Source organism: Phaeobacter sp. BS52, assembly GCF_045040595.1.
In the GTDB taxonomy this organism is placed as follows: domain Bacteria; phylum Pseudomonadota; class Alphaproteobacteria; order Rhodobacterales; family Rhodobacteraceae; genus Phaeobacter; species Phaeobacter piscinae.
Window position 1 is genome coordinate 764428 of record NZ_CP090662.1, and the last position, 15665, is coordinate 780092.

The following is a 15665-nucleotide window of genomic DNA, read 5'->3' on the forward strand; positions in this document are numbered from 1 at the left end:
TGACGGCGCCGATGAGGTGCGACCGGGCAGGCCGGTCGACCAACCGCTTTATCTCATCAGTCTGTGGTCGCCGATCCATCCGCAAAAGCTGAGGCCATGAAATCCTCCTTCATCATATGAGCTTTCATTGCGGGCAGGCCTGCGGCCTTTAGCGTGATGATTGCGGTATAGATCAAAGTGGCTGTGGCCAGAGCGTCCAGGGTCCATGCGACAGGGATCCCTGTTGTTCCCAGACGGTCGGTGAGTCCATTCAGCGCGGGAAGTGTCCAGAATCCTGTCATCCAGTGAAGACCTAGTGCGATCCAGAAACCAGCGCAGAACGGGCAGTGCCACTGCTCGTACAGCCTGCGAAACGGGCCTGGCAGCAGGGAGATTAGGGTTTTGAACCAGGTCCCCCATTCAGGCAGTTTCTCCCAAATCAAGATGTGTATGGCGGTGCCCAAGAGTGTAAGTTCAAACGTCATTTCAGGTTCCAGTATAGATAGTTAGTAGGACGTACTAATTTGAATAAATGGCGAGGCGTCGGCTTCAACGCCCTCGTTCAAATGCCCCGGCGATATCAGCGGGGAGTTCCGATGCCAACTCACGTGCGACAGACTCGTAGACGCTTTCACCGCTGGCCAACAATGCCTTGCCAGCTTCGGTCAGGATGATGTGCTGCGCGCGCGCATCATAGCGACAGGGGAAGCGGGCAACCAAACCTCTGTCCTCCAGCTTCAGGACCATCGCACTGGCGGATGACTTCCTGACTCCCAGATCATTCACAACATCCTGAAGGTGTTGACCATGATTGTCCTTGTCGGTGGTTTTGTCTTCCTGATCTCTGATCGCACGCAGGTATTCGAACTCGTTATGGCTCAACCTCAGATCTGCGCTGAGTTCGGCCCATGCGCGCTGGCAGCGCCGATGTGCCAACTGGAGGAAATGTTCGAGGGTCACCTTGACATCCATCTATTAGTACGTCTTCCTAACTAACGTATGGCACTGCCGTGTCAAGCCTATACGTGGAGACCGTCACCAAGGTTGGAGGGCGCGCAATGGTCCGGGAAATGTCATTTGAAACCGACAGGCTTCGCCTGGAATCTTGGGATACTGCCCTTGGCTCTGAGCAAGAAAAGCAGGCACTTGCGGCGGAGCTGGAAGTCATTTTGACACCACCTGTCCTCAGGAGCCTGCCGGAGCCGATGCAGCTCGCGGATACTGAAACGGCTATTTCCGACTGGGTTGCCGCCAGACATGCAGAAAGCCATGTGCTCACGATTCGTGATGACAATACGACCCTGATTGGCCTCCTCATCCTGGCCGCCTCCGGCAATGCGGAATATCCCCCGACGGTTCACATCGGATATCTCTTTTCCGAGATCATGTGGGGCAAAGGCTTCGCATCGGAGCTGATAGGCGGGTTGGTTGCCTGGTATCAGGACCAGGGGGAGGGACCCAGCTTTTTGCCGGTGTTGCACCTGAGAATATTGCGTCCGTAAAGGCGCTGGAGAAGAATGGTTTTGAACGGGTCTCTGACCATACCGATCCCGGCACCACGATGTTTCGCAGGGACACGCAGTTCGATTTTGATCGCCTCTATCGCTCCACTGCGCAGGCGCTTGGCGCGCCATCGCCGGAGATTGTTGGGTTTTTCAACGCGCTGACTGAGGGCAACCTGCGCGTCCTGGATATTGGCTGCGGCCAGGGGCGTGACGCGCTTTTTATTGCCCGATTGGGGCACTCTGTCGTTGGTGTTGATATCGCACCAAATGGGATCAAAGATCTGGTGGCTGCGGGCAACCACGAAAACCTCAGGGTCGAAGGGATCGTTGCAGATATCTTGGATTTCCGGCCGGTTGGGCAGTTTGAAGTGCTCCTCATCGACCGTACCCTGCACCTCCTGCCTGCTGAAAACAGAGTTGCGGTTCTCAAGCGTCTGATAGGCCATGTTGTCCTGCAAGGTTGGGTGATAATCAGTGATGAGCCTGAAAACATGGCAGCATTTAAAGAGGTCTTTGACGCACGTGACGCGCCCTGGTCCCTCCATCGGGAGACTGACGGCCATCTCATTCTACGGCGTGACGCCTGATGGCGGGCGAATTGGCATTCACAGCGGCCAGTCGAGGACCGGCGGTGAGAGCGGCGCTGCCCGGTGCGTTTGATCCTCAAATCGGGGATCATCGTCGCACCGTGTTGCACGCAGAGACGTCATCGGAGCCTATGGTCCCCAAGGCGCGTGGTTTTGGATATTAATACGTCAGGATGGGACGACGCGGAGCAATGTCACTGGCGGGTAACGTCCTCATAGTCGCCCAGCCGCAGGTAGGCATATTCGCGGTAGAGTTTGATGGTCGGGCGCAGTCCAAAGAGGATTGATCCGATCAGGAACAGCCAGGTGCCGACATAGGTCGTGGACTCCTGAAAAAACAACACACTGCCCACCACGAACAGCACCGCAGCCGAGACATCGACAATAGTGTAAGCAATTTCGCAATAGGCGTAGATCTTTTTGTGTCGATCACTGCGGTTGCGATTGTCGGGATGGAACAGGGACATGCGGTTCTCCTTTGGGTGTTCTTTTGTGCTGCTGTCATCAAACGCCTGAATGGCGGTTTGGTTCAACGCCTGTCTGCAGGCTGGATCCGCTGGGCACAAAAAAGGGCAACCCATCTGGGCTGCCCTCTATGTTTGGTCGCATCTCCCCCCGACTATATAGGGGCTTCCGTCTGGCGCCCGCTCTTTGGTGGCGGGGTTGGTTGACGGCCCCATAGAAGGGGGCGCGTCGAGTGGTGTTTTCGTGGCTTAGGCGGCCTTTGGCGTCATTTTCGCCTGCACGGTGGCGATGGCGACCGCGTCGGGGCTGACATCATCTGCGGCCGCCTGCGTCAGGATCGCAGCCATGGTCACCTCAAGCGCCTCCAGCCGGTCCGCGACAAAGCTGTTGCGGTTGCTGATTTTCTGGATCTCTGTCGCCACATTGATGATGCCACCACCATTGGCCACAAAATCGGGGGCATAGAGAATGCCGCGCTGATGCAGGGCGGTTGCGTCCTGGGACGAGGCCAGCTGGTTGTTGGCGCCACCGGCCACCAGAGCCACCTTCAGCTGAGGGATGGTGTTGCTGTTGAGGATGCCACCAATCGCGCAGGGGGCAAAAATATCCGCCTCAACGGCGTAGATCTCATCCGGGGCAACGGCTGTGGCACCGAAGGCCTCGACCGCGCGGCTGACCTGCGTCTTGTTCACATCGGTGACGATCAGCTTGGCGCCGGCCTTGTTGAGGAAGTCGCAGAGGTACCAGCCCACGTGACCCAGCCCCTGAACGGAGACAACCCGATCGGTGAGGTCGATCTGGCCCGTCTTATGCTCCCATGCGGTGCGGATGGCGTTGAAGATGCCGCGCGCGGTGATGGGGGAGGGATCGCCGGAGGCGTATTCCCCATCGGCCAGCCCGGCGACGGAGGTGGTTTCCTCGGCCAGGATCGCCATATCTTCGGGGCTCATGCCCATGTCTTCGGCGGTGATGTAGCGGCCGTTCAGGCTGTCGATGGCACGGGCGAAGGCGCGCAGCAGCTCGGGTGTTTTCTGGGTGGCAGGATCGCCCATGATCACAGCCTTGCCACCGCCAAGCGCGAGACCTGCAGCCGCGTTCTTATAGGTCATGCCTTCGCTCAGGCGTTTGACATCGGTCAGCGCCTCTTCGGCACTGGCGTAAGGGCGCATCCGCAACCCGCCTGCCGCGGGCCCAAGCAGGGTCGAATGCACGGCGATAAAACCCGTGAGGCCGACCAAGGCGTCCTCGACGCGGTAGATTTCTTCATGTGTCGAGGTGGCGACGGGGGTGAGTGTGGCTGTCATTTTTGGATTGCTCCTCCATTTCGCCAGAGAATACCGTCAGGGAACCGCTGGTTTCCTCCAAAATGCAGCGGCTCGATTGTGAATTTTAGGGGATATCGCTAATATGCGCTAATAAATGAGGGGAAAGACGTGGATAAGATTGATCGCAAGATACTGGCCGCTCTTCAGGAGAATGGGCGGATCAAGATCGCCGAACTGGCAGAGAAGGTCGGGCTTTCCGCGACGCCTTGTGCCCGGCGGGTTGCCAACCTGGAAGAGAGCGGGGTGATTTCGGGCTATTCGGCGCGGGTGGATCAGACCGAGGTGGGGCTACCGGTCACCATCTTTGTCGCCGTAGAGCTGGAGCGCCAATCCACCGAGGGGCTGCAGGCTTTTGAGGCGGCAGTGCGGCGCTTTGATCAGGTGATGGAATGCTATCTGATGACCGGGAGCCGGGATATTCTGCTGCGTGTGGTGGCGCAGGATCTGACCGATTTTGACCGCTTTCTTGAGCATCGGTTGATGCGGGTGCCGGGGATCCGCAACACCCGCTCCAGCTTTACCCTGCGCACGATGATCTGTCGCAATGTGCTGCCGCTGGATTAGCGGTTTGGGCAGGGGCGTTGGTCTAGCGATATCATGGACAGGGCAAAAATGATGGCGCCGATGGTTTTTTCGATCCGCCCCTCTTGCAGTGGCGCGCAACGGGCGGTATGACCGCCGACAAGGGTGATTAGCTCAGTGGTAGAGCGCTTCGTTCACATCGAAGATGTCAGGAGTTCAAATCTCTTATCACCCACCATTCTCTCTCAATCTAATGGTTTGACGCTTCTTTCGGCGGCGCTTTGTCCTATGGCGCGCGCTCTTCCCTGTCTCGGAAAACCTGTCTAGATGTTGCGGCAACGTCGAAGGGCGAAGCAGCAATGAGGGCAGGCATGGCATATCCGAAAATCTGGTTTCTGCGGCATGGGCAGACGGAATGGAATGCCGTAGGGCGCATCCAAGGCCAGCTGGAATCAAAACTCAGCCCCCTGGGGATTGAACACGCCCAACAGCAAGCCAGTCTGATGGCGCCGATTCTGGCGCAGGGACCGGCCTGTTTTGTCTCGCCGCTGGGGCGGGCACAGCAGACCGCGCAGATTGCGCTCGGCGGTCAGCCCTATACCACCGATACGCGGCTTGCCGAGGCGCAGGCCGGCGTGTTTCAGGGCATGACCCGTGAGCAGGTCGCCGCTGAGTATGCGGAAATCTACACCGCCAATCCGCTGAGCCTGGATCTGTTCTGCGCTGCGCCAAAGGGCGAAGGGTTTGCGGCGTTTCAGGCCCGCATCGAGGCCTTTCTGAACGGGTTGAGTGAACCGACTGTGGTGGTGGCGCATGGACTGTGGGGGCAGGTGCTGCGTGGGCTGATCTGTGGCCTGTCGCGCGCGGAAATGGCGGCGCTGCCGAACGAGCAGGGCTGTATCTATCAGCTGTGGCAGGGGGAAGAGCGCGTGCTGCGCTGAGGCGATGACTTTTTTCGCAGATTTCTGCGATTTACCTCTTGCGTCCAGCGCGGGGTTTCTCTAAATCCGCGCTCACCGGGTCGTTAGCTCAGTTGGTAGAGCGCTTCGTTTACACCGAAGATGTCGGGAGTTCGAGCCTCTCACGACCCACCATTATCCCCTTGAAAATCCTCATATATCGCTCTGCCATCGCCACTTTGCATAACGGTCGGCGGTTCCGTGGACCAATTTAGGTTTTCGGGCGTATATGAAGTTCAACATGCCCGTGGCATCTTGCATCTGATCTGGCAGAATGCGGGCATATCCGCGAGCACGGCCGGGGCGCGGCTGGCGTGATGGTGATCTCCAGCTGATCAGGAATGACCGGTGGCGCGGCTCTGGTGTGGGGTGCCACCGGTGCTGTCTGCGGCACCTTGCGGCTGGATGGCGCTGTTGTTGTCGCCGGTTGGCACCGTGATGCACGTGATCGGAGGTCGGCTGTGATTTTCTGGGTGGATTGTCCTTGTCATCCGGAGCGATGCCAGATTGGAATTTCAGAAAAACAATGGGTTAGACGGTTCGTTGGCGGTGGTTTTGTTTTTTTTCACGGAAACCCGAGAAAATGCCAAAACACCGCTTGACGATCCCTCGGTGCTGCGAATATTACAGCCCAACATTCAGCGGCGACGTTGGATGGAACAGCAAGCGGTTGTAGCTCAGTTGGTTAGAGTACCGGCCTGTCACGCCGGGGGTCGCGGGTTCGAGCCCCGTCAACCGCGCCACTGCTGTCCGCCCCGGATCCGGGTTAAAGGGTCCAGATGAAAGTAAATGCGCGGTTGTAGCTCAGTTGGTTAGAGTACCGGCCTGTCACGCCGGGGGTCGCGGGTTCGAGCCCCGTCAACCGCGCCACTTTCATACGCTGCCCTGACGATCAGGGTCCGCCCCGGAGGGGAATATATGTCAGGCGCTTGCGTCTGATCTGCCGAAAGGCCCATGCGCGGTTGTAGCTCAGTTGGTTAGAGTACCGGCCTGTCACGCCGGGGGTCGCGGGTTCGAGCCCCGTCAACCGCGCCACTTTCTTCCAGAATTTTGGATGAACGCACCCTTCTTCGGAAGGGCTTTTTGCGTTTGTGGCTGCGTACTTGGCGGTAGCAGATGCCTGCCGGGCGGGGCGTGGTGCGCGCCGGGGCGCACACCACTGGTTTTGTTATTTCTTGGTCAGAGCATCCAGCACGCGGGCCCAGGAACGGATGCCTTTGTGGAAGCTTTCCAGATCGTATTTCTCATTGGGGGAGTGGATGGCGTCGTCTTCATTGGCAAAGCCGATTAACATCGCATCCATGCCCAGAATGGATTTGAAGAAGCCAGCAATCGGGATGGATCCGCCCATGCCGCAGAAGACGGCCTCCCGGTTCCATTCATCCGACAGCGCGCCTCGGGCGGCCTCAAACTCGGGGCGGGAGATGTTCATCACCGAGGCGCGGGAGCCCTCCAGATCATTGTCCCATTTGACCTGAGTGTCGGGCTTCAGCCGGTCCTCGACATGTTTGCGGATCTTCAGTCGCAGCGCATCCGGATCCATGTCCCCGACCAGACGGCAGGTGATCTTGCAATGCGCCTCTGACGGGATCACGGTTTTTGAACCCGCACCATTGTAGCCGCCCCAGAGGCCGTTCACTTCCAGCGTTGGACGGGCCCATTGCTGTTCCAGCACAGAGCGGTCTTTCTCACCGTGGGCCTGTGTGTAGCCTGCGTTCGCGAGATAGTCCTGCTCTTCAAACCCGCAACCTTCCCACTGGCGCAGTTGCTCCTCTGGCACCTCATGCACGCCTTCATAGAAGCCGTCGACCGCGACCTTGCCGGTGTCTTCGTCATAGAAAGACGCCACAATGCGGCTGAGTTCGCGCAAGGGGTTGAGGCCGGGGCCGCCATAGTGACCAGAGTGCAGATCAATCCGGGGGCCGATCAGGGTGAATTCATCCTTCAGCATGCCGCGCAGCTGCGAGGAGATTGAGGGCACGCCACGTGACACCATGGAGGTATCGCAGATCAGCGCCAGATCCGCCTTCAGCTCTGCGGCGTGCTGTTCCATGAAGGGCACCAGCGACGGCGAGCCGCTTTCTTCCTCGCCTTCAAAGAAGAAGGTGATGCGGCAGGGCAGGGAGCCGTTCACCGCCTGCCAGGCGCGGCAGGCCTCGACAAAGGTCATCAGCTGGCCCTTGTCATCTGACGCGCCACGACCGCGGATGACGGTGCCGCGCGCGGTCTCTTCCAGCTGCGGCTCAAACGGCGGCGTGTTCCACAGGTCCAGCGGGTCCACCGGCTGCACGTCGTAGTGCCCATAAAATAGCACATGCGGCAGCGAGTCGTCCTGCGGCCCGACGTGACCAACCACCATCGGATGGCCGGGGGTGACGCGCTTTTCCGCGTCGATCCCGATGGAGCGCAGGTCCGCAACCAGCCAGTCGGCAGCCTTGTCGCAGTCTTCCTTGTAGGCGGGATCGGTCGAAATCGATTGGATGCGCAGCAAGTCCATCAACCGTTGGGTGGCGGCATCAAGATCGGTGTCAATGCGGTCCAGGACGTCGTTCAGTGACATATTCAGGAGGCTCCTGCTGTTATTGATTGCTGTTTGCCGGACCCTAACAGCGCCTGTCGGCAGGGACCAGAGCAACGCAAAATGGTCCGGGCAGGCGGGGATGCGTCGGATTGTAGCGTCAAACAGGCGTTACAATTCTTGCTGCCCGGGGCGCAAAGGTCTATTTGACCTGCATCAAGGCTGGTTCGGTCCCTTCGGCGTATTTGATTGATCAAACGGAGGGTTCGGGTTATTTATTCGGTAACGTGAATATATCAGCCTGACCACAGCTTGCACCAGATCCGTTGGTGCCAACTATGCCATGGAGATGCCGGTGGACTATACCGCGAAACTCGACCAAGCGATTGATCAGCTCCACACGGAAGGTCGCTACCGGACATTCATCGACATTGAACGGCAGAACGGGCAGTTCCCCCATGCCGTCTGGACACGTCCGGATGGCAGCGCGCAGGACATCACCGTGTGGTGTGGCAATGACTATCTGGGGATGGGGCAGCATCCGGTTGTGCTGGAGGCCATGCATGGCGCGATTGATGCCACTGGCGCGGGATCCGGCGGGACGCGGAATATCTCCGGCACCACGGTCTATCACAAACAGCTGGAGGCCGAGCTGGCCGATCTGCACCAGAAAGAAGCGGCGCTGCTGTTCACCTCTGCCTATATCGCGAATGACGCGACGCTCAGCACGCTGCCGAAACTGTTTCCCGGCCTCATCATTTTCTCCGACGCGCTGAACCATGCCTCCATGATTGAGGGGGTGCGACGCAACGGTGGCGCCAAGCGTATTTTCCGTCACAATGATGTGGCGCACCTGCGGGAGTTGCTGGCAGCGGCGGACCCGGCGGCGCCCAAACTGATCGCGTTTGAATCGGTCTACTCCATGGACGGGGATTTTGGTCCGATCGCTGAGATCTGTGATCTGGCGGAGGAATTCGGCGCGCTCACCTATATCGATGAGGTCCATGCGGTTGGCATGTATGGCGCGCGCGGCGGTGGTGTCACGGAGCGGGACGGTCTGATTGACCGCATCGACATTGTGAACGGCACCCTGGCCAAGGCCTATGGCGTGATGGGCGGCTATATCGCCGCATCGGCAAAAATGTGTGATGCCATCCGCTCTTACGCGCCCGGTTTCATCTTCACCACCTCGCTGGCGCCAGCATGGTTGCAGCGGGGGCGGCGGCCTCGGTTGCCTATCTCAAGACCGCGCCCGAATTGCGCGAACAGCACCAGCTGCAGGCCCGCATCCTGAAAATGCGGCTGAAGGGGCTCGGCCTGCCAATCATCGACCATGGCAGCCATATTGTGCCGGTGATCGTTGGCAATCCGGTTCATACCCAGAAACTGAGCGATATGCTGTTGTCGGATCACGGAATTTACGTCCAGCCGATCAACTTCCCGACAGTGCCGCGGGGCACCGAACGGCTGCGCTTTACCCCGTCGCCGGTGCATGGCCCGAAAGAGATCGACGCGCTGGTCAAGGCGATGGACGCGCTCTGGTCTCATTGTGCGCTGAATCGTGCCGAAATGGCGGGCTGATTCATAGCTCTGTGTCAAATTGGTAAGATTATGGTAGTATGCTCGTAATCAAAGGGCGCAGGCGAGATCGCATTAGGCGGATCCGTGACGTCCTGAATGTCGAATGCGGCAGGCTAAAATGGGACAGCAGGCATGATCGGGCGCCTTACTCAGCGCAAATCGAAGACGCACGACAGAATCGACAGGGCCGCGAAGCTTTGACGATTACGAGCTTCGATTGGGTGACATTATGCGCGGTGAACGGGCCACGATGGGCAAGTCTCTGCTGGATGTCCAACGTGAGCTGAGGATCAAAGCCTCCTATATCGCTGCTATCGAGAATTCTGACCCGACTGTCTTTGACACGCCGGGTTTTATTGCGGGTTATGTGCGGTCCTATGCGCGCTACCTCAATATGGATCCCGACACCACATTCGACAGCTTCTGTCAGGAAAGCGGGTTTCAGGTCGCGCATGGCATGTCGGCGGAGGCCTCGGTGCGCAAATCCGCAGGTGCGCCGATTGCAACCGGCATGGGGGGGCTGCGCAGTGACGCGTTCACCTCGCCCAATACCCCGTTTGTGCCAACGGCCAGCAGTGTATTCAGCCAGATTGAGCTGCGCGCGGTCGGCTCCCTTGCGGTGCTGGTCGCATTGATTGGGGGCATTGGTTATGGCGGCTGGGCCGTCCTGCAGGAGGTGCAGCAGGTGCAGATGGCACCGGTTGAGCAAACCCCCATTGTGTTGGCTGATCTGGATCCGCTTGCGGGGGCCGCCCGCGACGCTGAGGTCTCGAACGAGGATCCCGCATTGGAGGCGCTGGACCGGCTCTATCGTCCGCAGGCGCTGGATGTGCCGGTTCTGGTGCCTCGTGATGGTCCGATTGCCACCCTTGATCCGCGTGGCTTTGGTAACTTTGCCATTCCGGAACTGCCATCGGTTGTGCTGGCGGAGGCCAGCCTCAGCACCGAGGCACCTTTGCCCGCGATGCCGCAGGTTGTTGAAGAAACCGCGCTTAAGCCCTACAGATGGTTGCGGTGCGCCCCTCCTGGGTTCAGGTCACCGCCGTGGATGGCAGTGTGATTTTCGAAACCATCATGGAGCCGGGCCAGCATTTTGAAATCCCCGCCACCGAAGAGGCTCCGTTGCTGCGCACAGGCGAAAGTGGCGCGATCTATTTTGCCGTGAACGGCGCCCATTACGGACCAGTCGGCGATCGCGGGCAGGTGACCAAGAATGTGGTGCTCTCCTCAGATGCGCTCACCGAGCGTTTCGCGCTCGCCGATCTCAGTGAAGATCGCAACAGCGCGCTGGCCACGCTGGTTGCGGAGTTGCAGGCCAGCAGCCTGTCCGTCGACCCGGTCGAGGCCATCAGCGAGTAACCTGGCCGGGGTTCACCCGGCGATGAGGCGTTCAGGCCAATTCAGCAGCGGTGTCGTTCGGAGTACCTGGCCGCTTGCGACATCTGGCCCGATCCTTGCAGGAATGCCCAGCCACCATTGAAGCTGCGCCAGACTGCGCGTATCTATGCCCGGAACCCTGAACAGCGCGGACCGGACCTCATGTCGATCAACCATATTCGCCCCTGGCGCCATATCGAACGCCGCAAAAGCCGCCAGATCCATGTGGGCAATGTGCCTGTTGGCGGCGATGCCCCGATTGCGGTCCAGACCATGACCAACACGCCGACCACCGATGTTGCAGCAACGGTGGCGCAGGTTCAGGCCGCAGCCGAGGCTAGGCGCCGATATCGTCCGGGTGTCGGTCCCGGATGAGGCCTCTTCCAACGCGCTGAAAGAAATCGTCCGCGAAAGCCCGGTGCCAATCGTCGCGGATATCCATTTCCATTATAGGCGCGGGATTGAGGCGGCGGAGGCGGGCGCGGCCTGCCTGCGCATCAACCCCGGCAATATCGGTGATGAGAAACGCGTGGCAGAGGTCATCCGCGCCGCTAAGGACCACAATTGCTCCATTCGCATTGGTGTGAATGCGGGGTCGCTGGAAAAGCACCTTCTGGACAAATACGGTGAGCCCTGCCCGGAGGCGATGGTGGAATCGGGCCTCGATCATATCCGCATCCTGCAGGACCATGATTTCCACGAATTCAAAATCTCGGTGAAAGCCTCCGACGTCTTTATGTCGGCGGCAGCCTATCAACAGCTGGCTGAGGCCACCGATGCGCCGATCCACCTTGGCATCACAGAGGCGGGCGGCTTTGTCTCTGGCACCATCAAATCGGCGATTGGTCTGGGACAGCTTCTGTGGATGGGCATTGGCGACACCCTGCGGGTCAGCCTCTCCGCCGATCCGGTGGAGGAGGTGAAGGTGGGGTTTGAGATCCTGAAATCCCTCGGCCTGCGTCACCGCGGCGTCAATATCATCTCCTGCCCGTCCTGTGCACGGCAGGGATTTGATGTGATCAAGACGGTTGAAACCCTTGAAAAACGTCTGGAGCATGTAAAGACCCCGATGAGCCTCTCAATCATCGGCTGCGTGGTCAATGGCCCGGGGGAGGCACTGATGACCGACGTAGGCTTTACCGGCGGCGGCGCGGGTTCCGGCATGGTCTATCTGGCGGGCAAGGCCAGCCATAAGATGTCCAATGACCAGATGGTGGATCACATCGTGGAAGAGGTGGAGAAAAAGGCTGCTCTGCTTGATGCCGAGGCCGCCGCTGCGGAATAGATCCGGCCCAATCCATTTCTAGTTAATAAAGGGCGCTGAGGTCAGATCAGCGCCCTTTTTCTGTTGTCTGTTTCGCCTGTCATCTTTCCCGAAATACTCCGGGGGTCTGGGGGCTGGCCCCCAGTCTGCCCTGTGTCTGGGGGTTGGCCCCCAGTTGGTTCTGTGTCTGGGGCTGACCTAAAAATCCTACCTTTGGTCAGCTGCGCTTTTCGCGAATATCGGCGACCATGATCTCCATCTGGTCGGCAGGCAGATAGCCGCGCAGCAGCTCCTCCCCCAGTACGAAGGTCGGCGTGCCGGAAATTGCCAGCTGCTGGGCCAGCGCGCGGGTGTCTTGCAATTGGCGCGCGATCTCGGGATCCGACATCCGCGCGAGGATCGCATCGGCATCGAGATCCAGCCCGTCGGCCAGACGGCGCAGGGTGCCCTCATTGGGTTCGCCACTGAGGGTGATCAGTGCGTCATGGACATCCTTATAGGCGTCATCCCCGGCCACCAGCCGCGTGGCGATGGCAAAGCGGGAGGTCAGCACCGAGGCTTCGCCGAGGATCGGAAATTCCTTGATGATCAAGCGGATGTTGCCGTCACCTGATACCAGTTGTTCAACTTCGGGAGCGGCGCGTCTGCAATAGCCACAGCGGTAGTCCATGAATTCCACCAAGGTGATATCACCATCGGGATTGCCACCGACCCAGGAATAGCCGTCGTCATGCAGGGCCGTCAGGTTTTCAGAGACCAGCGCATCATCACGGGCCGCCTCATCGGCGGCTTGCTGCTGTTCCAATTTGTTGACCGCTTCCAGGATCACCTCCGGGTTCTCCAGCAGATAGGCACGGACCTCGGCGCCAAATGCGGCACGTTCGTCGTCGCTCATCTGACTGAGATCAAGTGCCTGAACAGCAGGGGCAACCATCAGCCCAAGGGCCAGTGCCGCGGCAGAAACGGCGGGGAGGCGGGTGAAACGGGTCATCTCGATTTCCTTTTTTCGTTTTGTTCAGCGGCGATCAGCACGTCTTGGGCGCGTCGCCAGGCAGTGGATCCGGTGGGCAGTTGGGCGGTGGCGCGTTTGGCGTGCAGCCCGGCGTCCTTCAGCCGTCCCTGTAGCGCATAGCGTTCGGCGGTGGCCAGTGCGGCCATGCCGGACTGGCCAAGTTTCGCGTAGGCCTGCGCCATATCACGCAGCATGGCGGCATTGCGGAAATCCCGCGCGCGGGCAGCTTCCAGTGATTTGATGGCCGCCTTTGGCTGGCCAGCAGCCAACTGCGCCCGCCCAAGGCTGGCGAGGATCAGCGGGTCACGCCCGGCCTGCTGGACGGCCCGGCCATAGGCGGCGAGGGCGGGTTGCCAGCGGCGGTTTTCCATCAGGATCTGGCCCTTAAGTTCCTGGTAGTAAGGATCGGTGGGGCGCAGGGCGAGGGCACCGTCGATGGCGCGCAACGCCTTTTGCAGGTTGTTGCGCCGATGCCGGGCGACGGCTTCCCGCATCAGGCGGACGTCTTTGTAAGGCTCATCCGCGATCCGGCGCAGGGTCCATTTGGGCGACCGGGTAAAGGCCGACAGCTTACCGCGCACCCGGGCAAACCAATAGATTGCATTGGCATCGGGTTTGGCGCTGTCGCCGTGGCTGGCAAGATAAGCTTCGGCAGCGCGGATCCTGTCACGGCTCAGCGGATGCGAGCGCATATAAGGATCCTGATTGACCGGGCTCAGCAGCTCCTGCCCGGCAAAGATCTTATGGACATCAACCAGCCCGCGCGGGCTGACCCCCGCCCGTTGCAGAATACCGGCAGCAGTGCGGTCGGCGGAGGCTTCTTCGGCGCGGGTATGGGCGAGAAACCCGCGCAGGGCGGAGGACTGCGTGCCAAGCGCAATACCGGCAGCGGCCTCACCGGCGCCCGCAGCGGCCGCAAGCACGGCAAGGGCGGCGCCAAGGCCTGCGGCAGAGCGGGCAGAGCGCATGTTCTGCATCCTCCGTGACAGGTGGCCATTGGTGATATGGGCCGCCTCATGGGCGATCACGGCCTGTAGCATTTCGGGGCGATCTACTTTTAGGATCAGCCCGTAATGTATGAAAATCGTTTGCGAATCCACGACGAAGGCGTTGAAGGATCCATCGTTGACCACCAGCACCCGCACCCGTTTGGCATTCAGACCTGCGGCGCGCAGCACCGGGGCGGCCAGCTCATTCAGCCCACGTTCAATATCGGGATCGCGCAGCAGCGAGATCGAGGCCGCCTGCGCGGATGAGGCCAGGGATCCCGCGACGAAACAGAGCGCAGCAAGAGCCAGAGCCGGGATTGACGCGAGGCGGGAGAAGCGGTCAAAGGTCATGGCCGCACCATGGGAGATCAACATGCGAAACTCAAGCCGGTCCAACGTCGATCCCTTCATTGTGATGGATGTGATGGAGGCCGCCCGCCGCGCCGAAGAGGCAGGTCGCCATATCATCCATATGGAGGTGGGCCAGCCCTCTACCGGTGCGCCTGTCGCCGCGCGTGAGGCGCTGGCAAAGGCGCTGGATCATGACAGCCTGGGCTACACCGTGGCGCTTGGACTTCCCGCGCTGCGCAAGCGGATCGCGCAGTTGTATGGCGATTGGTATAATGTTGATCTGAACCCGGAGCGGGTGGTGATTACCCCCGGTTCCTCCGGGGCGTTCCTGCTCAGCTTTACGGCGTTGTTTGACAGTGGTGACAGGGTGGGCATCGGCGCGCCGGGCTATCCGTCCTACCGGCAGATCCTGCATGCGTTGGGGCTGACGCCGGTGGATATCGAGACCTCGTTGGATCACCGCCTGCAGCCGGTGCCGCAGGATTTGACCGGCCTGGATCTGGCCGGGTTGATGGTGGCCTCACCGGCCAATCCCACCGGTACCATGCTGGATAAACCTGCAATGGCGGCTTTGGTTGAGGCGGCACAGGGGCAGGGCGCGGCCTTCATCTCGGATGAGATCTACCATGGCATCGAGTATGAGGCCAAGGCAGTCACCGCACTTGAGGTGACGGATGATTGTTATGTGATCAATTCGTTTTCCAAGTATTTCGCCATGACCGGATGGCGCGTGGGCTGGATGGTGGTGCCGGAGGATCATGTGCGGGTGGTGGAACGCATCGCCCAGAACATGTTCATCTGCGCGCCCCATGCCAGTCAGGTGGCGGCCTTGGCAGCGATGGATTGCCGCGAGGAACTGGAGAGCAATCTCGCCGTTTATGCGCGCAATCGCGCGCTGATGCTGGAAGGTCTGCCAAAGGCAGGTTTTGATCGGATCGCGCCACCGGATGGGGCGTTCTATGTCTATGCGGATGTCTCTGATCTGACCCAGGATAGCCGCGCCTTTGCCAAGGAGATTCTGGACGAGGCCGGGGTGGCGGTGACACCGGGGCTGGATTTTGATCCCAAGCGCGGCGCGACCACTTTGCGGTTTTCCTACGCGCGCTCCACCGCCGATATCGAGGAGGGGCTGGCGCGGCTCACCGCCTTTATGGCGGCACGTCGGGGCTGACCCTCCGCCGCTGAACATCTGGCAGGCGGGGCGACAGGATGAGGCTGGCCATCCGGTCTC

General features: G+C 60.1%; 12 protein-coding genes, 5 tRNA genes and 3 pseudogenes. 13 read left to right on the top strand and 7 right to left on the bottom strand.

From position 1 onward, the window contains the following. Positions 1–56: 56 nt before the first annotated feature. Both L0Z65_RS03720 and L0Z65_RS03725 read right to left on the bottom strand, forming a co-directional pair. Complete coding sequence (locus tag L0Z65_RS03720; RefSeq protein ID WP_405110882.1) at positions 57–281, bottom strand: hypothetical protein; 225 nt, start codon at positions 279–281, stop codon at positions 57–59. Positions 282–528: 247 nt separating this feature from the next. Then, positions 529–951 carry a MarR family winged helix-turn-helix transcriptional regulator gene (locus L0Z65_RS03725; RefSeq protein WP_096871628.1) on the bottom strand — a complete coding sequence of 141 codons (423 nt, stop codon included), beginning with the start codon at positions 949–951 and terminating at the stop codon, positions 529–531. 86 nt (positions 952–1037) lie between these two features. Between L0Z65_RS03725 and L0Z65_RS03730 the strand changes: the two genes are divergently transcribed. Together L0Z65_RS03730 and L0Z65_RS03735 are read left to right on the top strand one after the other, a co-directional pair. Beyond that, positions 1038–1481, top strand: a complete 444-nt coding sequence (locus L0Z65_RS03730) for a GNAT family N-acetyltransferase (protein WP_405110885.1) — start codon at positions 1038–1040, stop codon at positions 1479–1481. A gap of 59 nt (positions 1482–1540) precedes the next feature. Next, the gene (locus L0Z65_RS03735) at positions 1541–2071 is read left to right on the top strand and encodes a class I SAM-dependent methyltransferase (RefSeq protein WP_405110888.1); all 531 of its coding nucleotides are present in this window, start codon (positions 1541–1543) and stop codon (positions 2069–2071) included. Positions 2072–2265: 194 nt separating this feature from the next. Here the strand turns inward: L0Z65_RS03735 and L0Z65_RS03740 are convergent, their stop codons facing one another. Both L0Z65_RS03740 and L0Z65_RS03745 read right to left on the bottom strand, forming a co-directional pair. Further along, positions 2266–2538, bottom strand: a complete 273-nt coding sequence (locus L0Z65_RS03740) for a YrhK family protein (RefSeq protein ID WP_096873154.1) — start codon at positions 2536–2538, stop codon at positions 2266–2268. A 246-nt stretch (positions 2539–2784) separates the two neighbouring features. Then, entirely contained in the window at positions 2785–3840 is a 1056-nt protein-coding gene (locus L0Z65_RS03745; RefSeq protein ID WP_405110891.1) for a Leu/Phe/Val dehydrogenase, read from the bottom strand. Positions 3841–3969: 129 nt separating this feature from the next. Between L0Z65_RS03745 and L0Z65_RS03750 the strand changes: the two genes are divergently transcribed. The 7 genes from L0Z65_RS03750 (at position 3970) to L0Z65_RS03780 (ending at position 6377) form a co-directional block, all read left to right on the top strand. Then, positions 3970–4425, top strand: coding sequence for an Lrp/AsnC family transcriptional regulator (locus tag L0Z65_RS03750; protein ID WP_096871624.1), 456 nt, complete (start codon positions 3970–3972; stop codon positions 4423–4425). Between the two features lie 121 nt (positions 4426–4546). Continuing rightward, a tRNA-Val gene (locus tag L0Z65_RS03755) sits at positions 4547–4621 on the top strand. A gap of 121 nt (positions 4622–4742) precedes the next feature. Further along, entirely contained in the window at positions 4743–5324 is a 582-nt protein-coding gene (locus tag L0Z65_RS03760) for a histidine phosphatase family protein (RefSeq protein WP_405110895.1), read from the top strand. Between the two features lie 77 nt (positions 5325–5401). Next, positions 5402–5477, top strand: a tRNA-Val gene (locus L0Z65_RS03765). Positions 5478–6008: 531 nt separating this feature from the next. Beyond that, a tRNA-Asp gene (locus tag L0Z65_RS03770) sits at positions 6009–6085 on the top strand. A gap of 50 nt (positions 6086–6135) precedes the next feature. Further along, positions 6136–6212 (top strand) — tRNA-Asp (locus tag L0Z65_RS03775). Between the two features lie 88 nt (positions 6213–6300). Next, positions 6301–6377: transfer RNA gene (locus tag L0Z65_RS03780), tRNA-Asp, on the top strand. Between the two features lie 133 nt (positions 6378–6510). On the opposite strand, the gene L0Z65_RS03785 is transcribed toward L0Z65_RS03780, so the two are convergent. Then, a complete protein-coding gene (locus L0Z65_RS03785; RefSeq protein ID WP_102896757.1) occupies positions 6511–7902 on the bottom strand; it encodes a M20/M25/M40 family metallo-hydrolase in 1392 nt (463 codons plus the stop codon). Between the two features lie 313 nt (positions 7903–8215). Here L0Z65_RS03785 and hemA point away from each other — a divergent pair. From hemA to ispG, 3 pseudogenes are all read left to right on the top strand, one after another. Next, positions 8216–9441 (top strand): annotated as a pseudogene (gene hemA, locus L0Z65_RS03790) (5-aminolevulinate synthase). Between the two features lie 132 nt (positions 9442–9573). Continuing rightward, positions 9574–10800 (top strand): annotated as a pseudogene (locus tag L0Z65_RS03795) (helix-turn-helix domain-containing protein). A 180-nt stretch (positions 10801–10980) separates the two neighbouring features. After that, positions 10981–12103: pseudogene (ispG, locus tag L0Z65_RS03800) on the top strand (flavodoxin-dependent (E)-4-hydroxy-3-methylbut-2-enyl-diphosphate synthase). A 196-nt stretch (positions 12104–12299) separates the two neighbouring features. Here the strand turns inward: ispG and L0Z65_RS03805 are convergent. Both L0Z65_RS03805 and L0Z65_RS03810 read right to left on the bottom strand, forming a co-directional pair. After that, positions 12300–13073 (bottom strand): DsbA family protein, encoded by a 774-nt coding sequence (locus L0Z65_RS03805; protein WP_405110898.1) that lies wholly within the window; start codon positions 13071–13073, stop codon positions 12300–12302. Next, positions 13070–14458, bottom strand: a complete 1389-nt coding sequence (locus L0Z65_RS03810) for a M48 family metalloprotease (RefSeq protein ID WP_405110901.1) — start codon at positions 14456–14458, stop codon at positions 13070–13072. Before L0Z65_RS03810 ends, L0Z65_RS03805 begins: the two co-directional genes overlap by 4 nt. Here L0Z65_RS03810 and L0Z65_RS03815 point away from each other — a divergent pair. Next, the gene (locus L0Z65_RS03815) at positions 14457–15605 is read left to right on the top strand and encodes a pyridoxal phosphate-dependent aminotransferase (RefSeq protein ID WP_102896761.1); all 1149 of its coding nucleotides are present in this window, start codon (positions 14457–14459) and stop codon (positions 15603–15605) included. The genes L0Z65_RS03810 and L0Z65_RS03815 overlap by 2 nt on opposite strands. Positions 15606–15665 lie beyond the last annotated feature (60 nt).